Here is an 18,749-nt window from a genome sequence, read left to right on the forward strand (position 1 = left end):
GTTGATCAAGCGGGCCGCAAAAAGCGCATTAGCCCCGCAAGGGGTCAATCCGTGTGCGGTTAGGTAAGTTGGATTCAAAGCCAGTGAAGAGGCTCGCAAAACGCCTTGAAAGGCGCGAAATAACTCGGCTGAAGGTCACCTGGCCGAGAATGAAACTCATTTCGCTAACGCGGTAAGAGATCCGTCGTAGAAAAGTTATTATTAGAGGTGCCCTTAAGCTGATGGCTCGATGTACCTAGACATGTTTGTGAAAAGCGGGTTCAACGGATATCCTTCGCCTTGAAGCCAGCAAGGATGTCCCAGGATGAACAGCAACGATATGAAGGAAGCCGCCGCCAAAGCCGCCATCGCGCACGTGCCAGATGGGTCCATCGTGGGCGTGGGAACGGGCTCCACGATGAACTATTTCATCGACCAACTCATCAAGATCAAGGGGCGCATAGATGGGGCGGTGTCCAGTTCCAAGGCTTCCACGGAGCGCCTGAAGGCGGGCGGCATCCACGTTTTCGATCTCAATAGCGCCCCGGACGTTCCGGTCTACGTCGATGGCGCGGACGAGGTGACCGAACATCTTTACATGCTCAAGGGCGGCGGCGGCGCGCTCACGGGAGAAAAAATCGTGGCCGCGGTCACGCGCAAGTTCATATGCGTCGCGGACGAATCGAAGCTGGTTTCCGTGCTGGGCAAGTTCCCGCTTCCCGTAGAGGTGATTCCCATGGCGCGCAGCTATGTGGGGCGGGAATTGGTTCGCCTGGGCGGCCATCCGGCCTTGAGGACTGGTTTTGTCTCCGATCATGGTAACGTCATCCTGGATGTGCATGGCCTGAGCATCGTGAACCCCGTTGAGCTGGAGGCGAAGATCAACCAAATCCCCGGTGTGGTGACCAACGGGTTGTTCGCGCAACGTCCGGCAGATCTCTTGCTTTTGGGCACGCCTCAAGGGGTGAGGACAATAAAGCGCTAGATGAAACTTGCCCGTCACATTTTTCTCGTACACTCGGGAAGTTTCGGCCAAGCCCGGACAATCCAAGGGGGCTCACTCGATGAATCATAGCGAACATATCTCCAAGCAATTCGACGCCGAACTCGAATCCCTGCGCTCGCGCGTGCTCCAGATGGGCGGTTTGGTGGAGCAGCAGGTCGGCATGGCCGTGGAGGCCCTGGTGAGCGGAAATCTCGATCAATGCTCCGTCATCGTCGCCAACGATCATAAGGTCAACGGCATGGAGGTGGGGATCGACGAGGATTGTAGCCACATCATTGCCCGCCGCCAGCCTGCCGCCGGGGATTTGCGCCTCATCATGACGGTGATCAAGACCATTACCGATCTGGAGCGCATCGGCGACGAAGCGGCTAAGATCGCCCGCATGGCGAAGCTGATCAATTCCGGCGACCGGGTGCAGCATCCGCGGCTGGTGGAGATCCGGCGCATGTCCTCCATGGCGGTGGACATGCTGCGCAAGGCGCTGGATTCTTTCGCGCGGCTTGACGTGAGCGGTTCCGCCGAGGTGGTGCGCACCGACCAGCACGTGGACGACGAATTCCGCGCCATTTTGCGCCAGCTCATCACCTTCATGATGGAAGACCCGCGCACCATCTCCGCCTCCATCGAAATCTTGTTCATCGCCAAGGCCCTGGAGCGCATCGGGGACCACGCCAAGAACATCTCCGAGTACGTGATCTACATGGTCAAGGGCAAGGATGTGCGCCACGGCACGCTCGAGGAAATAGAACGCGAAATCCTGGCGTAGATAATTCCTGGCGGGCCACGGTGAACTCTCCACACCCCACCCTGGCGGCGGTTGATCTGGGGTCCAACTCCTTCCGGTTGCAGGTCGCGCGCGTGGAAGGCGACCAGCTGTATCCGTTGGATTCCTTGCGCGAACCCGTGCAACTGGCCGCTGGCCTTTCCCCGGAAAAAATCCTGGAAGAATCCGCGCAAGCCCGCGCGCTGGAATGCCTGAGCCGCTTCGGCGAACGCTTGCGCGGATTCGCGCCCGAAGACGTTCGCGCCGTGGGGACCAATACCTTTCGGGTGGCCAAGAATTCTCGCGAGTTCATGCGCAAGGCTCAATCCGCCCTCGGGTTTTCCATAGACATCGTGGCCGTCCGCGAAGAGGCGCGCCTCATCTATCTTGGTGTCGTTCACAGCTTACCCATGACGCACGCCAAGCGCCTGGTGGTGGATATCGGCGGCGGATCCACGGAATTCATCATCGGCGCCGGCATGAAACCGCAAAAGCTCGAAAGCCTCTACATGGGTTGCGTGAGTTACAGCGTGCGTTACTTCGCGGATGGCAAGACCGGCAAGGGTAATATGAAGCAAGCGGAGGTGGCGGCCCGCATGGAATTGCAGACGATCGCCAAGCAGTTCCGCGCCGGGCATTGGAGCGAGGCCGTGGGTTCCTCGGGAACCGCCCGTACTCTCGGAGATCTTCTGCAAGCCCAGGGCTGGGGCGATGGCTCGATCACCAGCGAGGGCCTTGGTAAACTACGCAATCTGCTGCTTAAGGTCGGCAGCGCGCAAGCCTTGAACCTACCCTCGCTTCGACCCGACCGCGCGGCCGTATTGCCAGGAGGGCTCGCCATAATGTCGGCATTGTTCTCCGAATTGGGAATCGAGCGCATGATCTTGGCCAATGGCGCCATGCGCCAAGGCATTCTTTACGACATGCTGGGCCGTTTTCACCAGCACGACATGCGCGACACGACGGTGGCGCGCTTCATGAAGCGCTACCACGTGGATATGAAGCAGGCGCGCCGCGTCGAGATGCTCGCCCTGGAACTGCTGCGGCAATTCTCCGGTGATTTACACCTCGATCCCGGTTACCCGTTGCATTTACTGTCCTGGGCCGCGCGCTTACATGAGATCGGGTTGACGGTAGCGCATAGCGGATATCACAAGCACTCGTCCTACGTGATCTCCTTCGCCGACATGCCAGGGTTCTCCAAGACCGAGCAGGCTCGCCTTGCCATGCTCGTACTCGCTCACCGCGGGACCATGGAAAAAATGAAAGGCCAAATCCCAGACTCCCTGGATATGGCCATGGTCATGGCGCTGCGCTTGTCCGTCCTTTTTCATCGCAGCAGGACAGATGTGCAACTTCCCGCGCTGGAAGCCCACTGCGATGGCAAACGCTTCACACTCGGGCTTGACCCAGCGTGGGTGGCGGCCAATCCCCTTACCGCCGTCGCGCTCAAAGAGGAAGCAAAGGAGTGGAGGAAAGCCGGCGCGTCTCTCGAAATTGCGGCGCTGGACGCGATCTCCGAGGCGGTGGCCGCTCCATAGAATTGCCGCTTAGGGCTGGATCGTGACGCCCGTGGTCTTGGATTGGCGTAAAGGACCGGTCGATATCAAAAGGCAGTTTGGTTCCGGTAGCGGCCAGCACGGAGAATAGGGTGCTTGACCCAGTGAGCAGCGTATAGCCATCGGGTTTGGCACTTGCGACATAGGCCGCGCCAATCGTTCCGCTCGCCCCGGGCCGGATCTCCACGATCACCGGTTGTCCGAGATCGCGCGCAACGAGGTCCCCGATACGGCGAACCCAGATGTCCACGACTCCGCCCGCGGGAAAGGGCACGACAATCTTTATCGGCCGGCTCGGATAGGGTTCCGCTGCGGCGCCCAATGATTGAAGCAGCATTGCACTCAGAGGGCAAAAACTTGGGGGAACGGCCCGCCTGAGTACATTCTGTTCCCCGTAGAAACACTAGGCTACCCTCACTCCAACGTGGCCCCCGAAACCTTCACCAATTGCGCGCCGTACTCATATTCCTTCCGCACGAATGTGGCGAACTCCTCCGGCGTTCCCTTAAGTTCCACTCCGCCGGCGTTGGCAATGGTCTGCTGAATGTCTTGTCCCGCTCGCACCCTGGTTATTTCCTCGTTGAGCCGGCCGATGATGGCCTTCGAAGTTCCTTTTGGAGCGAAAACGCCACTCCAACTAGCTACCTCCAAACCCGGAATGCCTTGCTCGGCGATGGTGGGTATATCGGGCACCGCCGGATTGCGCGCAAGGGAAGTGATGCCGAGGGCCTTTAGTTTTCCTGCTTTTACCTGGGCCATGACCGGCGTGTAAAAATCGAAGGCGGCATCGATCTCGCCCGTGAACAAGGCGGTGACGATGCTTGGTGTGCCTCCCTTGTAGGGCACATGCACGAGGTTCAGTCCTGTCTTGTGCCTGATCCATTCCATCGCCACGTGCGGCGAGGTGCCGATGCCTGGGGAACCGTAACTCATTCCACCGCTCTTCATCTTGGCGTGTTGCATCCACTCCGCCAGGTTATTGGCCGGCGAGGTGCCTGGGACAAACAGATACATGTATCCCTTGACGACCGGCGCCACGGGAATGAAATCCTCCCTCGCCGTATAGGATAACTTGCGATAGATGTGCGGGTTCATCGCGAAGATCGCTTGAGAGGCGAAGAGCAGCGTATACCCGTCTGGCGGCGACTTGGCTACTAGGTCGGCTCCGATGTTACCGCCGGCGCCGGGCTTGTTATCCACGATGACGTTTTGGCCGAGCCCTTCGCCCAATCCCTTCGCAAGCAACCGGGCGTACCGGTCTCCGGCTCCACCCACGGCAGCCGGCAACACCATGCGTATGGGTTTGGCCGGGTATGTATCGGCTGCCTCGCTGTTCGCGGCACGCACCAAGCTGCCGGTGGCTCCGAGGGCGGCTAGCGCCTTGAGGGTCTCTCGTCTGTTCATCATCGTTCCTTCGGTCCAGGTTAGGCCGGTTAAGCAAGGTGGGCAATACGACGAAGATACTAGCGCATTCGATATGAGCCGGCTTATGACCAATCTTGGCTAACGAGACCGGGCACTCGCTGAAACTCGCGAAGATTGTTGGTGACAAGGGTTGCACCAATGGCTAATACGTGTCCCGCGATCAAGGTGTCCAATGGACCAATCGGGGTGCCCAGTTCTTTCAAGGCTGCTCGCAATCGCCCGTATGCTCTAGCCGCATTCTCGTCAAAAGGCACCACGTCGAACTCCGCGAGGAACCTTTCAAGGCGCAGCAAGTTGTCCTGTTTTCGCTTGCTTGCCCACGCGCCAATCTGAAGTTCGGCCGCGGTCACCGATGACAGTAGAACTTCACCTCGCGACAAGCCATCCATTCGCCGAATAATGCGCTCGAAACCTGGCCGCCGGTTAAGAACAAAAACGCATATGTTCGTATCCAACACAAACATATCTAATCGAGGGATGTCCGCGTTTCTGCTTGTGGAGGTTGCTCTCTCTCGATTCCCATTGGTCCGATAGCCTGGAGCGTTTCAAGCAAATCCTCCGCTCGGTACTTCTTGGGAAATAGCATGACGATGCGGCCGACACGCTTGATGACCACCTCATCCTCTTCGAAGCGAAAATCCTTGGGCAGTCTAACGGCTTGGCTGTTACCACTGATAAAGATACGCGCTGTTTGCATGGAACCCTTGGGTGATTGGAATGTATATTGTCAGTATATACGACCTACGCTTAGTGCAGCTTCACATGCGGCTCCGTTCGCCGGGTGATGATGCGCGCCAGGGTATCGAGGAATACCTTCGTGAATCCGTGCAGCGCGTATTCGTGCATCTTGTAGAGCGAGCGGTACATGAGCATGGCGAAGTAACCTTCGATCATCCAACTGCCGCGCGTGATCGCACCCATCAGGCTTCCCACCGTGCTGAAATTTCCCAAGGACACGAGGGAGCCGAAGTCGCGGTACTTGAAGGGCTCCAAGGGTTGGCCTGCGATGTGGCGGGGGAGCATCTTCAAGAGATGCGATGCTTGCTGGTGTGCCGATTGCGCGCGCGGAGGAATGGTGTATTGCTTCTCCGGCCAAGGGCAGCAACCGCAGTCGCCCAGAGCGAAGATGTTCGGGTCGCGTGTGGTTTGCAGGGTCTGTGTGACTACGAGTTGGTTGATGCGGTTGGTTTCGAGTTCGCCGATGTCTTTCAAGAAATCGGGCGCCTTAATCCCCGCCGCCCACACGACCAACTCCGCCGGTATATCTCGCCCCGCGGCGGTTCGCACGCCGCGCTCCGACACCTCGGTGACGCGCTCGCCGGCCAAGACCTCCACCTTGAGTTTGCGCAGAAGGTCCAGAACGGTACGGGACAGCCGTTCAGGCAGCGCGGGCAGAATCTTGGGCGCCGCTTCGATGAGGGTGATCTTGATGTCGCGCTCCGGATCGATGCGCTCCAACCCAAAGGCGACGAACTCGCGGGTGGTGTTGTGCAACTCGGCGGCGAGTTCCACACCAGTGGCGCCCGCCCCGATGATGGCGATGTGCAACTGGCCCGGACCAAGGGGTTGGGCCTGCGCACTCGCGCGGAAACATGCGTTCAGCAAGCGGGAATGGAAAAGCGCCGCTTGTTGCGGATTGTCCAAGGCGATGGCGTGCTCCGCCGCGCCCGGAGTACCGAAATCGTTGACCGTGCTGCCCACGGCCATGACCAAGGTATCGTAGGGCACGGTACGGCGCGGAATGACTTCCTTTCCGCGCTCGTCCAAGGTGGCGGCCACTTGGATTTCCTTGCGCTCGCGGTCCAGGCCATCCATTCGCCCCAGCCGGAATTGAAAGTGATGCCAGCGCGCCTGGAACAAGTAGTCCAGCTCATGGTCGTTTAGATCCATGCTGCCCGCCGCGACCTGATGCAGCAAGGGCTTCCAGAGGTGGGTGCGCGATTGGTCCACCAGCGTGATGAGCGCCTGGCGTTTCTTGCAGAGCGTGTCGCCCAAGCGAGTCGCAAGCTCCAGGCCGCCAGCACCACCGCCCACGATGACGATGCGATGAGGGGAGTTCATTGTTGGATTCCAAGGAGGTGAAAAACAAAGCGCCGCGAAAGCGGCGCTTTGCATGATGGGTAAAGGGAAAAGCTAGGCCGCCGCGACCTTCGGCGCGGGTTTCCGCACTTCGAGCAGGCCTTGCTTCACCGCGCGATTGGTGGCGGATAACACGGCGCGCAATGTCGCCGTAACGATGTTGCTGTGCATGCCCACACCATAGAGGGATTGCTCGCGGCCGATGCGGATCTGCACGTAGGCCACGGCGGTGGCATCTTCGCCGCTGCCGACGGCGTGCTCGTGATAATTCATCACGTGAAAATCCAGTCCGCAACCTTCGCTCAGAGCATGAACGAAGGCGTCCACTGGCCCGTTGCCCTTGCCGGCGATGGCGATCTCGCGGCCATCCAGCTTCAGGCGCACGGTGACGTGCTCGATGTCGCTGCGCCCTGCATCATGCGTGATACGGTGCTCCACGAAGGCAAGGGGCTGGTCGCGTTCCACATACTCTTTGTCGAAGGCAGCCTTGATTGCGGCGGAGGAGAGTTCCTTTCCTGTGGCATCGGTAATGGCTTGAATGACCCGGCTGAATTCGATTTGTAGTAGGCGGGGAAGAGTGAGGTTGTAATCGCGTTCCAGCAGGTAGGCGATGCCACCCTTGCCCGATTGGCTGTTCACGCGAATCACCGCGTCGTAGGCGCGGCCCAGGTCGGCGGGGTCGATGGGAAGATAGGGCACTTCCCAAAAATCGCCGGCCTTGCGCGCGGCCAATCCTTTCTTGATGGCGTCCTGGTGGGAGCCGGAAAACGCCGTGAACACCAACTCGCCGCCGTACGGATGGCGTGGGTGCACGGGCAGTTGATTGCAATGCTCGACCGTGCGGATCACGGCGTTGATGTCGGAGAAATCCAGTCCTGGATGGATGCCTTGGCTGTAGAGATTGAGCGCCAAGGTCACCAAGCACACATTGCCGGTGCGTTCGCCGTTGCCGAACAAGCAACCTTCCACTCTGTCAGCGCCCGCCATGACGCCTAGTTCGGCGGCCGCCACGGCACAGCCTCGGTCATTGTGGGGATGCAGCGAAAGCACGATGCTGCCGCGATGGGCGATATGGCGGCCGAACCACTCGATCTGGTCGGCGTAGACGTTGGGCGTGGACATCTCCACGGTGGCCGGCAGATTGAGAATGACCGGTCTTTGGGGCGTGGGCTTCCATACCTCGTTCACCGCATCGCAGATTTCGACGGCAAAATCCAATTCCGTCCCCGTGAAACTCTCGGGCGAATACTGAAAGATCCACTCAGTCTCGGGTTGCTCTCGGGCGCAGTCGCGAACGACCTTGGCCCCTTCGACCGCGATGTCCACGATGCCAGTGCGGTCCATCCCGAACACCACGCGCCGCTGCACCGTCGAAGTGGAATTGTACAAATGCATGATGGCGCGCTTGACGCCGCGCAGGGACTCGAAGGTGCGGCGGATGAGCGGCTCGCGCGCCTGCGTGAGTACCTGGACCGTGACGTCGTCCGGAATCAGATTCTCTTCGATTAGCTTTCGTACAAAATCAAAATCCGTCTGCGACGCAGCGGGGAAACCGATCTCGATTTCCTTGAAGCCAGTCTTCACCAGCAGGGTGAACATGCGCAGCTTGCGCTCCGCGTCCATGGGTTCGATCAGCGCCTGGTTGCCGTCGCGCAGATCGACGCTGCACCAAACAGGCGGCTTGGCGATGACTTGGTGGGGCCAAGTCCGGTCTGGCAACGGAACCGGGAGGAAGGCGGGGTATTTTTGCGATGGAATCTTGATCATGATGGCACTCGCACTGATTGGACTACGCCACAACCGCCTGGCGGCACCAGGCGGGCTTGGGGTACAACGGATGGGAGTTTAGATTATGTGCGCGCTGGGCGCAGCAGCAGGCGAGCCAGCAGGAGGCTGGCGGAGGGTAAGGAGAGCGATAAGGCCTGTGTAGTCATGGACGAACTATAAGGGGTTCGAAAACACCGTGCAAGGGTTTTTTCCGCTACGAAGGATCCACCCGGTCTACCGGAGGCGCCGGCTTATTCCGAAAGTATTCGAAGGCCCACATGACATAGCCAGATAGGCCGTAGGCCAGGAACACAAAGAACAGCAACTCCGGGAGGTTGCTGGTCACCTGCAGTAAGAAAACCATGAACAAGGCGATGGCGACGAGTACCCAGAAGGGTACGCTGCGGCGCAGGTTGATGTCCTTGCCACTCCAGAACTTGATGCTCGTGACCATGGTGAGCCCCGCGAACAGCGCGATGACCCATGCGCCCGCGCGCCAGTCATGGGGGGCGAGGTGAAACGATTCTAGGGTCCAAATGAAGCTCGCCAGGATGCCGGCGGCCGCCGGGCTGGGCAGGCCTTGGAAGTAGCGCTTGTCCACCACATCGATGTTGGTGTTGAAGCGTGCCAAGCGCAGCGCAGCGCAGGCGCAGTAGACGAAGGCGGCTACCCAGCCTAGCTTGCCCATGCCTTTGAGGGCGTACTCATAGAGCACCAGCGCCGGGGCCGCACCGAAGGACACCATGTCCGACAGGCTATCCAACTCCGCGCCGAAGGGACTTTGCGTGTGAGTCCAGCGGGCCACGCGCCCATCCAATCCGTCCAGCACCATGGCGACCAGAATGCCCATGGCGGCTAGTTCGTACTTATTATTCATGGCTTGCACGATGGCGTAGAAGCCAGCGAACAGCGCGGCCGTGGTGATGGCATTGGGTAGCCAATAGATACCCGGTCGGCGTATGCGGCCGCCGCTCAGCCACTTAGGCTTGGATCCTGGATAGTTCATGACGGCGGGATTTTAACGGACGCGCTCAGCCAAGCCTGGCAACGATGGTCTCGCCGGCGGTGGTGATGTCCCCCACGCTCACCAGCGGCCGGGCTGAAGCAGGCAGATACAGGTCCACGCGGGAGCCGAAGCGAATGAAGCCATAACGCTGGGCGCGAACCACGGCGTCGCCTTCCTTCACGTAGCACAGGATGCGGCGCGCGATGAGCCCGGCGATTTGCACGCAGGCGATGTCCTCGCCGCTCGTGGTCTTAATCCAAAGCGCTTGCCGTTCGTTATCGGAAGAGGCTTTATCCAGCGCCGCATTGAAGAAACTGCCCGTGTTGTACCAGGTGCGCTCGATTTTCCCGTCCACCGGGCTGCGGTTGGAGTGAACGTTGAATACGTTCATGAAGACGCTGATCTTCAGCGCCTCCCGTTCGAGATAGTGGTCCCGGGTCTTCTCCACCACCAGCACCCGCCCGTCGGCGGCGGATACCACGATTCCCTCTTCCTGGGGCGCCACCCGCGGCGGATCGCGAAAGAACTGCAAGATGAAAACGAAGATGGCCCAAAAAGGCCACGACCACCCTCCGAGATAAACACTCGCGACAAGGGAAATCGCACCCGCGATGACCAGATGAGGCCACCCTTCACGGGCGATCAGCGCATGCTGAACGCCACGCCTCCCTCCTCCCGCCTCACGCCTCACGCCTTCACTAGTTCTTAGACTGATCCACCAGCCGCCCCTTCTTGAGCCAGGGCATCATGGCGCGCAGCTTCCCGCCGACCACTTCGATGGGATGCTCGCGGCCAATGCGGCGCAAGGCGTTCAATTTAGCGGCACCGGTTTGGTTCTCCAGCAAGAATTCCTGGGCGTAGGCGCCGGTCTGGATTTCCTTTAGGATTCGGCGCATTTCATTCTTGGACTCTTCCGTGATGATGCGCGGGCCACGGGTGAAATCGCCGTACTCGGCATTGTTGGAAATGGAGTAGCGCATATTGGCGATGCCGCCTTCGTACATCAGATCCACGATGAGCTTCAATTCATGCAAGCACTCGAAGTAAGCCATTTCGGGGGCGTAGCCAGCCTCCACGAGCACCTCGAAGCCCGCTTGTACCAGCGCCGTGGTTCCGCCGCAAAGTACGACCTGCTCTCCGAATAGATCGGTTTCGGTTTCTTCGCGGAAGTTGGTCTCGATCACGCCCGCGCGCGCGCCACCGATAGCGGCCGCGTAGGACAGAGCGATATCGCGCGCACGGCCGCTCTTGTCTTGTGCCACGGCGATTAAGCAGGGCGTTCCTGCGCCCTGCTGGTATTGGTTGCGCACCGTGTGCCCGGGGGCCTTGGGCGCGATCATGACCACATCCAGATCCTCGCGCGGGATGACTTGGCCGAAGTGGATGTTGAATCCATGGGCGAAGCCCAAGGTTGCGCCCTTCTTCATGTTGGGCGCGACTTCGCTGCGATAGGTGGCGGCGATATGCTCATCGGGCATCAGCATCATGACGAAGTCCGCGGCCTTCGAGGCTTCCGCCACTTCCTGGACGTTGAGCCCGGCGTTCACCGCCTTTGCCCACGAAGGGCCGCTCTTGCGTAATCCCACGGTGACCTTTACTCCGGATTCGTGCAGGTTGAGCGCATGCGCATGCCCCTGCGAGCCATAGCCGATGATGGCGATTTGCTTGCCCTTGATGAGCGATAGATCGGCGTCTTTATCGTAATAGACTTTCATGGATTCCTCGTCGGTTAGGCGTGAGGCGTGAGGCGTGAGGCGTTTGGGGGTAGGGGCTTTCGCCTTACGCCTCACGCCTCACGCCTCGCCCCACTAGATCTTAAGTACCCGGTCCCCCCGCCCAATTCCCGAGGCGCCGGTGCGTACGGTTTCCAGAATGGCGGCGCGTTCGATGGCGTTCAGGAACGCATCGAGTTTTTGACCGTTTCCCGTGAGTTCGATGGTGTAGGACTTGTCGGTGACATCGATGATGCGCCCGCGAAAGATGTCGGCGGTGCGCTTCATCTCCTCGCGGTCCTTGCCGGCGGCGCGCACTTTAACGAGCATCAATTCGCGCTCGATATGTTCGCCGTCGGATAGATCGACCACCTTCACCACGTCCACCAATTTGTTCAGTTGCTTGGTAATCTGCTCGATGATTTCGTCGGAGCCGGCGGTGACTACCGTCATTCTCGAAAGCGTTGGGTCTTCCGTGGGCGCGACCGTGAGCGACTCGATGTTATAGCCGCGCGCGGAGAATAGCCCGGCCACGCGCGACAACGCGCCGGATTCGTTTTCTACCAAAAGCGAAAGGATGTGACGCATTTTCCATTACACGAGAATCATCTCGGACAGCCCTTTGCCGCCCGGGATCATGGGAAAAACGTTCTCAGTCTGGTCCGTCACGATGTCCATGAATACGAGGTCGTCCTTGCGCGCGAAGGCCTCGCGTAGCGCCGGTTCCACATCGGCCGGTTTGTCGATACGCATGCCCACGTGCCCGAAGGCTTCGGCGAGCTTCACGAAGTCTGGAAGCGCATCCATATAGGATTCGGCGTAGCGGTTGCCGTGGAAGAATTCCTGCCACTGCCGCACCATGCCCATGTAGCGGTTGTTCAGATTGAGAACCTTGATGGGCAGCCGGTACTGTTTGCAGGTGGACAGTTCCTGGATGCACATCATGACGCTGGCTTCGCCGGTCACGCAGGCCACATCCGCGTTCGGATGCGCAAGCTTGACACCCATGGCGTAGGGAATACCCACGCCCATGGTACCGAGCCCGCCGGAGTTGATCCACCGGCGCGGCTTGTTGAATTTATAGAATTGCGCGGCCCACATCTGATGCTGGCCGACGTCGGAGGTGAGGAATAACTCCCCCTTGGTGAGCTCGTAGAGTTTTTCCAGCACGAACTGAGGCTTGATGAGGGGCGAGGTACGGTCGAACTTGAGGCAGTCGCGGCCACGCCAGGAGCCGATTTGCGCCCACCAGGCATCGAGGTTCTCCTTCACGGGTTTGTCCGCGGAGGCGGCCAGTAAGCGGTTCATCTCTTGCAACACCTCCACCACGTGGCCCACGATGGGGATATCGGCCTTGACGCGCTTGGAGATGGAGGAAGGGTCGATATCGATCTGGATGATCTGGCGGCCTTCCTGGTGGAAGTGCTTGGGGTTGCCGATTACGCGGTCGTCGAAGCGCGCGCCCACGGCCAGCAACACGTCGCAGTTCTGCATGGCCATGTTGGCTTCGTAGGTGCCGTGCATGCCGAGCATGCCCACGAACAAAGGATCCGTGGCCGGATATCCGCCCAGGCCCATCAAGGTGTTCGTACACGGATAGCCCAGAGTACGCACGAACTGGGTGAGTTCCGCGGAAGCCCCGCCCTGGATCACGCCGCCGCCCGTGTAAATCATCGGGCGCTTGGCCTGCATGAGGAGTTGCACGGCCTTCTTGATTTGCCCGCTATGACCCTTCACCACCGGGTTGTAGGAGCGCATCGATACGTGTTCGGGATAATGGAAGGTGGTTTTTTGCTGGGTGATGTCCTTCGGGAAGTCCACCAACACGGGTCCGGGGCGGCCGGTCCTGGCCACGTAGAAGGCCTTCTTGATGGTTAATGCGATGTCCCGCACGTCCTTGACCAGGAAGTTGTGCTTCACGCAAGGCCGGGTAATGCCCACCGTATCGACTTCCTGGAACGCATCCTCGCCTATGGCGTGGGTGGGCACTTGGCCCGTAAGCATGACCAGGGGAATGGAATCCATGTAGGCGGTGGCGATGCCGGTCACCGCGTTGGTCACACCAGGGCCGGAGGTCACCAGGGCGACGCCGACCTTATCGGTGCTGCGGGCATAGGCGTCCGCAGCATGCACGGCGGCCTGCTCATGGCGCACCAGGATGTGCTTGACCTTGTCCTGCTGAAAAATCGCGTCGTAGAGCGGTAATACAGCCCCACCGGGGTACCCAAAAATGTACTGGATGCCCTCTTCCTGAAGGCAGCGCACAATGATCTCGGCACCGCTCAACTCGGTCTGAGATCTCACTCCCGGCGTGGTCATTTCCATGGTTTTTGCCATACACGAACATAAAGACGGAACGACGGAATTTACCCGGGGCGGCAGGCCCGGTCAAGAAAACGACCTGAAATAGCACGGGGTGCTTCTCAGCGGTGAGCGCGCACCCAATCGCGCCAAGGCGCGAAAAGTGCCGGGCTGTGGGTGGCGACGATGGAGCGCTTCCATGGACTGCCCGAATCGAACTCATCTTGATCCAGGGTGCACATGCACCCTCCGGCCTCCTCTAGGATCAGCGATCCGGCGGCGTAATCCCACAGTTTCTGCCCGCCGTGCAGGTACAGATCGAAGCGGCCGGCCGCCAAGTAGCACCATTCCAAGGTTCCGGCGCCATAGTTTCGCTGGCTCATGTAGGGCGGGGCGCTCACCAACTCCCGCGAGATCTTGCTGCCCAGGCGCTTGAAATCCACGTTGGCCATGGCGCCACGAAGCGCCGGAGTTTGTCCCTTCAAGGATAGACGCTGGGCGCCCAGGAAGGCGCCGCCGCCGCGCTCGGCATGGAATAACTCGCCGGACACCGGATCGTAGACCACCCCCAACACGCTCTTGCCCCTGCGCATCAAGGCTACCGATATGGCGAAATAGGGGATTCCGTTGACGAAATTCGAGGTGCCGTCAATGGGATCCACACACCACAGTCCCTCCTCGCCCGCCAACCATTGCTCCACTTGATCGTCTTCGGACATCTCTTCCGCCACCACGGGTAGCAGGCAAATTGCCCTCAGACCCCGCTTGAGCGCATCCTGCGTCGCGATGTCGGCATCGGTACACAGGCTTCCGTCCACTTTTCGCTGGGAGGCAACATTCAAATAGCGCGGCATGATCTCGCGCGCGGCCACCTGCCGGACCAGGCCGCTCACTTGAAATACGAGGGAGGAGGGTGCGGAAGGAAGGGCGGAAGACGATAGCCAGCCGGCTAACCTAGCTTGTGCGAGGTTCATGGATCGGAACTGAAATGGAGTGGGTGGGCCGGAGTTGCAATCCCGGGGCCATGCGTGGCACCCGGGCAGTAAAAGGAGATGGCTAGCGAAAAATTCGTGCGAGGGAGCAGGCAGGGGTTTTCATGGCAAGATCCTACCATGGCAAGACCTCTTGACTCCGGCAAACGCGTTCCCCGTTTCTTCTGCGAAGCCCCTTTGTCCTCGGGCATGCTGCGCGAACTACCGGCCGCCGCGGCGCATCACGCCGCGAGGGTGTTGCGCTTGAAGGCGGACGACACCGTGAAGCTCTTTTGCGGGGACGATACCGAGTGGCATGGCGTCATCACCGGAATTGAACGCGATCGCGTCTGGGTGCGCGTGATTCAAGCCGAGCTCCGCGGCGTGGAATCCCCGCTCTATATCGCGCTCGCTCAAGGCATGAGCAGCCGCGAGAAGATGGATCTCACCTTGCAGAAGGCCACGGAACTCGGGATCAGCGAGATCTTTCCCATCGTCACCCAGCGCAGCGTGATAAAATTGAGTGACGAGCGCGCTGGCCGCCGGGTGGAGCATTGGCAGGGCGTGGTGTCGGCGGCCTGCGAGCAATGCGGCCGTAACAAGATACCGGTCATCCACGGCGTGCAACGCTTCGATCGATGGCTGGCGGCGTTACCTAGAACTTCGCCCGATCTTCGCTTGCTCTTGTCCCCGGCCGGCAGTATCCGCCTGAAGGACATTGCGCCGCCAAGCCGGATCTTGTTGTTGGTGGGGCCCGAAGGCGGTCTCACGCCGGAGGAACGAGAACCCGCGCAAGGCTTCGGCTTTCAAGCGATGGTGCTCGGGCCCCGTGTATTGCGCACGGAGACCGCCGCCCTGGCGGCCGTGGCCGCCATGCACGCGCTTTGGGGAGATTTCTGAGGCCGCCACGCCTTATACTGCCGCCCACTTAATTCTCATCAAGCAGACCGGCACACATGGAAATTCGCAATAGTACGTATGTCGTAACGGGCGGAGGCTCTGGCTTAGGCGGCGCCACGGCCGAAATGATCGTGGCTAATGGTGGCAATGTAGTGATCGCCGACATAAAAGGCGAGGAGCTCGCGGGCAAACTTGGTCCCAATGCGCGTTTTTGTACCACCGATGTCACCAATGAAGAGCAGGCCAAGGCCGCTATGGCCATGGCACTCAAGGAATTTGGCGCGCTGCATGGCTTAGTCAATTGCGCGGGCATCGCGGTGGGGGAAAAGACGATCGGCAAGGACGGCCCGCACGCGCTCGCTTCCTTCACCCGCGTCATCCAAGTCAATTTGATCGGCACCTTCAACATGATCCGCCTGGCGGCCGATGCCATGGCCAAGCAGGCGCCCAACGCCGCGGGCGAGCGCGGCGTCATCGTCAACACCGCTTCCGTTGCGGCCTACGACGGCCAGATCGGGCAGGCGGCGTATTCTGCCTCCAAGGGCGGCGTGGTGGGCATGACCTTGCCCATCGCCCGCGATCTGGCGCGCAGTGGTATTCGGGTCGTCACCATCGCCCCCGGCATCTTCGAGACTCCCATGCTGATGGGCATGCCGCCGGAAATCCAGGAATCCCTCGGCAAACAAGTTCCATTTCCTTCGCGCTTGGGTAAACCAAGGGAGTATGCCGCCCTGGTGCGGCACATTTTCGAGAATGAAATGCTCAATGGCGAAACCATCCGGCTGGATGGGGCGATACGGATGGGACCCAAGTAAGCGTGAGGCGTGAGGCACCAGACGCGAGGCGTGAGGCGATAGGCGTGAGGCGTAAAGCGGACGGTGGGGTTGGACGCCCTCCTTCCTCCCTTATTGTCCAGGTTCGAAAGCCGTCGCGATGCGTGAACCCCACGCCTCACGCCTATCGCCTCACGCCTCACGAATGATCGATCATTCCCAATTCGTCTCCTGGTTCCGCTCGGCGGCACCCTATATCCACGCCTTTCGGGGACGCACCTTCGTGGTGGCGTTCGGGGGCGAGGTGGTGGCGGGCGGCAACTTCACGGCGCTGACGCGTGACTTTAATCTCCTGGCCAGCCTGGGTGTGCGCTTGGTGCTGGTACACGGTTCGCGCGCACAAATAGAACGCCGCCTTTCCCGGAAGAGCACTCGCTTCGTACGCGGAATGCGGGTGACGGACGACAAGGTGCTGGTTGTCGTGAAGGAGGAGAACGGCCGGCTGCGCACGGAAATCGAGGCCCTGCTTTCCATGGGCATCGCCAACGCGCCCATGGCGGACACGCGGCTCAAGGTGGCCGGAGGAAATTTCGTGGTGGCGCGGCCGGTGGGCGTGCTGGACGGGGTGGATATGCTTCACACCGGCGAGGTGCGCAAGATCGACACCGGTGCGATCCGCGGCCGGCTGGATTCGGGCGAAGTGGTCTTGATCTCGCCCTTGGGTTACTCCCCCACGGGCGAAGTCTTCAACCTCGGCTTCGAGGAAGTGGCAACCGAAACAGCCATCGCGCTGGCCGCCGACAAGTTGATTTTCCTGGTGGACGGACCCCAGGCCGGCCGGGGCGCATGGAGAGAGTTGGCGGCCACACAGGCCGAACGGCTTATAGCCCACGCGGACGCCACCCAAACACTGAAACTCGCCGTCCGGGCTTGCCGCAACCAAGTGGAGAGAGTGCATTTCGTCAGCCGGGAAGCCGATGGCGGCTTGTTGCTCGAACTCTTCACCCACGAAGGCGTGGGCACCATGATTACCCAGGATCCATTGGAACGCTTACGCCAAGCGACCATAGAGGATGCCGGGGGTATTCTGCGCTTGATCGAACCCATGGAAGCCGACGGTACCCTGGTCAAGCGCAACCGCGAACGCTTGGAAACCGAGATTGGCCGCTTCACCGTGCTGGAACACGACCGCATGATCGTGGGGTGCGCCGCGCTCTATCCATTTAATGGCGCCAAAGCCGGCGAACTGGCCTGCCTAGCCGTGCATGCGGAGCATCAAGGCGGCGGTGCGGGCGAAAGACTGCTGCGGCATGTCGAGGATCTGGCCAAGAAACAAGGCTTGCGCCGTTTATTCGTGCTCACCACCAAGACCGCGCATTGGTTCGCGGAGCGCGGATTTAGCGAGTCCGCCGTCGCGGAGCTTCCGCCCGAAAAAAAGTCACTCTATAACCTGCAGCGGCGTTCCAAGGTATTGGCGAAGAAGCTCGCCTAACTACCCTCTGTTTGCGTTCTAACCACCGTGGGGCGCCCGTCGCGGATATGACAACGGTCTGGCGCGACTTTGGCTTTGGCTCGGAGCATAACAATCCGCGAGACCCGCCGAACCCTATTCATGCGACTCCTGCCGACCGCGATTTTCTCGCTAGGGCTGCTGTTGACCAGCTTGCCGGGAAGGGGCGAGAGCGCACTTGAGTTTGGCTTGGCTCCTTACATCAGCACGCGCACTCTGCTGGGTATGTTCAAACCCCTGTCGGATTTCTTGGAGCGCCGCCTGGAACGGTCTGTCATGTTGGTGAGTGCCCCGGATCTGGAGACGTTCGACAGACAACTCATCGGCCAGCGGTACGACATTGCCATTGTATCTCCGCACACGGCCCGCTTGGCACAGCGCGAACACGGCTACGAACCCTCGCTGAGATTCACTTCCGATCTATACGGCGTGTTGCTCGTCAAGACCGGCAGCCCCGTGCAAAGCGTTCGCGACCTAGACGGGCAAGCCATCGCCTTCCCGCAGCGCACCAGCGTCACGGATTTGCTCGGTAAGGAATTGTTGGAAAAGCACGGCGTGGATATGTCGCGCGTGGAACGTCCCCACAGCTTTCAAGATTCAGTGTTGCTGGGATTGGTGCAAGGTGAGTATCCAGCGGCCCTGGTCAATGCTTTCGTCTTGCACCGGGCCTCGGAATCGCAGCGAGCGTTGGTGAGGCAGATCGCACAGACCCGCAAGATCTCCAACCTTTTCATCGTGGCGCGCTCGGATCTATCCCGAACCGGACGGGAGGCGCTGCAAGCCGCCGTCACCCAATTCATGGAGACCACGCCCGAAGGCGTGAAATTCCTCAAGGAGACCGGGCTCGGAGGCGTACGCCCGCCTTCGGATGCCGAGCTTAAAAATCTAGATTCCCTGGCCGCGGACCAAAGAAGAATTTGGGAGGAGCTGCGCCTGGGTCAAAGGCAGATACGGTGACGGCAACGACCGCCTTCTCGCGAAATGACATTTCCTCCCAT

General features: G+C 60.2%; 19 protein-coding genes. 7 read left to right on the forward strand and 12 right to left on the reverse strand.

Annotated elements, in window-relative coordinates; translation table 11 throughout:
• The first annotated feature begins 304 nt into the window (after positions 1-304).
• The 3 genes from rpiA to ppx all read left to right on the forward strand — a co-directional run bounded on the left by rpiA (position 305) and on the right by ppx (position 3,289).
• A complete protein-coding gene (rpiA, locus tag EXR36_11240) occupies positions 305-964 on the forward strand; it encodes a ribose-5-phosphate isomerase RpiA (GenBank protein ID MSQ60188.1) in 660 nt (219 codons plus the stop codon).
• A 79-nt stretch (positions 965-1,043) separates the two neighbouring features.
• Positions 1,044-1,751, forward strand: coding sequence for a phosphate signaling complex protein PhoU (phoU, locus tag EXR36_11245; protein MSQ60189.1), 708 nt, complete (start codon positions 1,044-1,046; stop codon positions 1,749-1,751).
• Between the two features lie 20 nt (positions 1,752-1,771).
• Positions 1,772-3,289 carry an exopolyphosphatase gene (gene ppx, locus EXR36_11250; GenBank protein ID MSQ60190.1) on the forward strand — a complete coding sequence of 506 codons (1,518 nt, stop codon included), beginning with the start codon at positions 1,772-1,774 and terminating at the stop codon, positions 3,287-3,289.
• Here the strand turns inward: ppx and EXR36_11255 are convergent.
• The 12 genes from EXR36_11255 to EXR36_11310 all read right to left on the reverse strand — a co-directional run bounded on the left by EXR36_11255 (position 3,198) and on the right by EXR36_11310 (position 14,571).
• Positions 3,198-3,644, reverse strand: a complete 447-nt coding sequence (locus EXR36_11255; protein ID MSQ60191.1) for a hypothetical protein — start codon at positions 3,642-3,644, stop codon at positions 3,198-3,200. The two genes, ppx and EXR36_11255, sit on opposite strands and share 92 nt — an antisense overlap.
• A gap of 77 nt (positions 3,645-3,721) precedes the next feature.
• Positions 3,722-4,714, reverse strand: coding sequence for a tripartite tricarboxylate transporter substrate binding protein (locus EXR36_11260; GenBank protein MSQ60192.1), 993 nt, complete (start codon positions 4,712-4,714; stop codon positions 3,722-3,724).
• A gap of 80 nt (positions 4,715-4,794) precedes the next feature.
• Entirely contained in the window at positions 4,795-5,196 is a 402-nt protein-coding gene (locus EXR36_11265; GenBank protein MSQ60193.1) for a type II toxin-antitoxin system VapC family toxin, read from the reverse strand.
• Between the two features lie 2 nt (positions 5,197-5,198).
• A complete protein-coding gene (locus EXR36_11270; protein MSQ60194.1) occupies positions 5,199-5,429 on the reverse strand; it encodes an AbrB/MazE/SpoVT family DNA-binding domain-containing protein in 231 nt (76 codons plus the stop codon).
• 50 nt (positions 5,430-5,479) lie between these two features.
• The gene (locus EXR36_11275) at positions 5,480-6,793 is read right to left on the reverse strand and encodes an NAD(P)/FAD-dependent oxidoreductase (protein ID MSQ60195.1); all 1,314 of its coding nucleotides are present in this window, start codon (positions 6,791-6,793) and stop codon (positions 5,480-5,482) included.
• 72 nt (positions 6,794-6,865) lie between these two features.
• Positions 6,866-8,578 carry a 2-isopropylmalate synthase gene (leuA, locus tag EXR36_11280; GenBank protein ID MSQ60196.1) on the reverse strand — a complete coding sequence of 571 codons (1,713 nt, stop codon included), beginning with the start codon at positions 8,576-8,578 and terminating at the stop codon, positions 6,866-6,868.
• Positions 8,579-8,792: 214 nt separating this feature from the next.
• A complete protein-coding gene (gene pssA, locus EXR36_11285; protein MSQ60197.1) occupies positions 8,793-9,584 on the reverse strand; it encodes a CDP-diacylglycerol--serine O-phosphatidyltransferase in 792 nt (263 codons plus the stop codon).
• A 25-nt stretch (positions 9,585-9,609) separates the two neighbouring features.
• Positions 9,610-10,275, reverse strand: coding sequence for a phosphatidylserine decarboxylase (locus tag EXR36_11290; GenBank protein ID MSQ60198.1), 666 nt, complete (start codon positions 10,273-10,275; stop codon positions 9,610-9,612).
• A 7-nt stretch (positions 10,276-10,282) separates the two neighbouring features.
• Complete coding sequence (gene ilvC, locus EXR36_11295; protein MSQ60199.1) at positions 10,283-11,299, reverse strand: ketol-acid reductoisomerase; 1,017 nt, start codon at positions 11,297-11,299, stop codon at positions 10,283-10,285.
• Positions 11,300-11,392: 93 nt separating this feature from the next.
• On the reverse strand, positions 11,393-11,884 hold the full coding sequence (gene ilvN, locus EXR36_11300; protein ID MSQ60200.1) for an acetolactate synthase small subunit: 492 nt from the start codon (positions 11,882-11,884) through the stop codon (positions 11,393-11,395).
• Between the two features lie 6 nt (positions 11,885-11,890).
• A complete protein-coding gene (locus tag EXR36_11305; protein ID MSQ60201.1) occupies positions 11,891-13,615 on the reverse strand; it encodes an acetolactate synthase 3 catalytic subunit in 1,725 nt (574 codons plus the stop codon).
• 104 nt (positions 13,616-13,719) lie between these two features.
• Positions 13,720-14,571: an inositol monophosphatase family protein gene (locus tag EXR36_11310; protein MSQ60202.1), complete on the reverse strand. Its 852-nt coding sequence runs from the start codon at positions 14,569-14,571 to the stop codon at positions 13,720-13,722.
• 138 nt (positions 14,572-14,709) lie between these two features.
• Here EXR36_11310 and EXR36_11315 point away from each other — a divergent pair, with 138 nt between their 5' ends.
• The 4 genes from EXR36_11315 (at position 14,710) to EXR36_11330 (ending at position 18,708) form a co-directional block, all read left to right on the forward strand.
• A complete protein-coding gene (locus EXR36_11315) occupies positions 14,710-15,468 on the forward strand; it encodes a 16S rRNA (uracil(1498)-N(3))-methyltransferase (GenBank protein ID MSQ60203.1) in 759 nt (252 codons plus the stop codon).
• A 56-nt stretch (positions 15,469-15,524) separates the two neighbouring features.
• Complete coding sequence (locus tag EXR36_11320; GenBank protein MSQ60204.1) at positions 15,525-16,283, forward strand: 3-hydroxyacyl-CoA dehydrogenase; 759 nt, start codon at positions 15,525-15,527, stop codon at positions 16,281-16,283.
• A gap of 163 nt (positions 16,284-16,446) precedes the next feature.
• Positions 16,447-17,733, forward strand: coding sequence for an amino-acid N-acetyltransferase (locus EXR36_11325; GenBank protein ID MSQ60205.1), 1,287 nt, complete (start codon positions 16,447-16,449; stop codon positions 17,731-17,733).
• 120 nt (positions 17,734-17,853) lie between these two features.
• A complete protein-coding gene (locus EXR36_11330) occupies positions 17,854-18,708 on the forward strand; it encodes a phosphate/phosphite/phosphonate ABC transporter substrate-binding protein (protein MSQ60206.1) in 855 nt (284 codons plus the stop codon).
• Positions 18,709-18,749: the final 41 nt, after the last annotated feature.

The organism is Betaproteobacteria bacterium (genome assembly GCA_009693245.1).
Taxonomy (GTDB): Bacteria; Pseudomonadota; Gammaproteobacteria; order Burkholderiales; family SHXO01; genus SHXO01.

Bases quoted from the DNA above. Each gene is read 5' to 3' on its own strand.
- rpiA (MSQ60188.1), top strand. From the start codon at position 305: ATGAACAGCAACGATATGAAGGAAGCCGCCGCCAAAGCCGCCATCGCG.
- phoU (MSQ60189.1), top strand. From the start codon at position 1,044: ATGAATCATAGCGAACATATCTCCAAGCAATTCGACGCCGAACTCGAA.
- EXR36_11255 (MSQ60191.1), bottom strand. From the start codon at position 3,644: ATGCTGCTTCAATCATTGGGCGCCGCAGCGGAACCCTATCCGAGCCGG.
- EXR36_11260 (MSQ60192.1), bottom strand. From the start codon at position 4,714: ATGATGAACAGACGAGAGACCCTCAAGGCGCTAGCCGCCCTCGGAGCC.
- EXR36_11265 (MSQ60193.1), bottom strand. From the start codon at position 5,196: ATGTTTGTGTTGGATACGAACATATGCGTTTTTGTTCTTAACCGGCGG.
- EXR36_11270 (MSQ60194.1), bottom strand. From the start codon at position 5,429: ATGCAAACAGCGCGTATCTTTATCAGTGGTAACAGCCAAGCCGTTAGA.
- EXR36_11275 (MSQ60195.1), bottom strand. From the start codon at position 6,793: ATGAACTCCCCTCATCGCATCGTCATCGTGGGCGGTGGTGCTGGCGGC.
- leuA (MSQ60196.1), bottom strand. From the start codon at position 8,578: ATGATCAAGATTCCATCGCAAAAATACCCCGCCTTCCTCCCGGTTCCG.
- pssA (MSQ60197.1), bottom strand. From the start codon at position 9,584: ATGAACTATCCAGGATCCAAGCCTAAGTGGCTGAGCGGCGGCCGCATA.
- ilvC (MSQ60199.1), bottom strand. From the start codon at position 11,299: ATGAAAGTCTATTACGATAAAGACGCCGATCTATCGCTCATCAAGGGC.
- ilvN (MSQ60200.1), bottom strand. From the start codon at position 11,884: ATGCGTCACATCCTTTCGCTTTTGGTAGAAAACGAATCCGGCGCGTTG.
- EXR36_11305 (MSQ60201.1), bottom strand. From the start codon at position 13,615: ATGACCACGCCGGGAGTGAGATCTCAGACCGAGTTGAGCGGTGCCGAG.
- EXR36_11310 (MSQ60202.1), bottom strand. From the start codon at position 14,571: ATGAACCTCGCACAAGCTAGGTTAGCCGGCTGGCTATCGTCTTCCGCC.
- EXR36_11315 (MSQ60203.1), top strand. From the start codon at position 14,710: ATGGCAAGACCTCTTGACTCCGGCAAACGCGTTCCCCGTTTCTTCTGC.
- EXR36_11320 (MSQ60204.1), top strand. From the start codon at position 15,525: ATGGAAATTCGCAATAGTACGTATGTCGTAACGGGCGGAGGCTCTGGC.
- EXR36_11325 (MSQ60205.1), top strand. From the start codon at position 16,447: ATGATCGATCATTCCCAATTCGTCTCCTGGTTCCGCTCGGCGGCACCC.
- EXR36_11330 (MSQ60206.1), top strand. From the start codon at position 17,854: ATGCGACTCCTGCCGACCGCGATTTTCTCGCTAGGGCTGCTGTTGACC.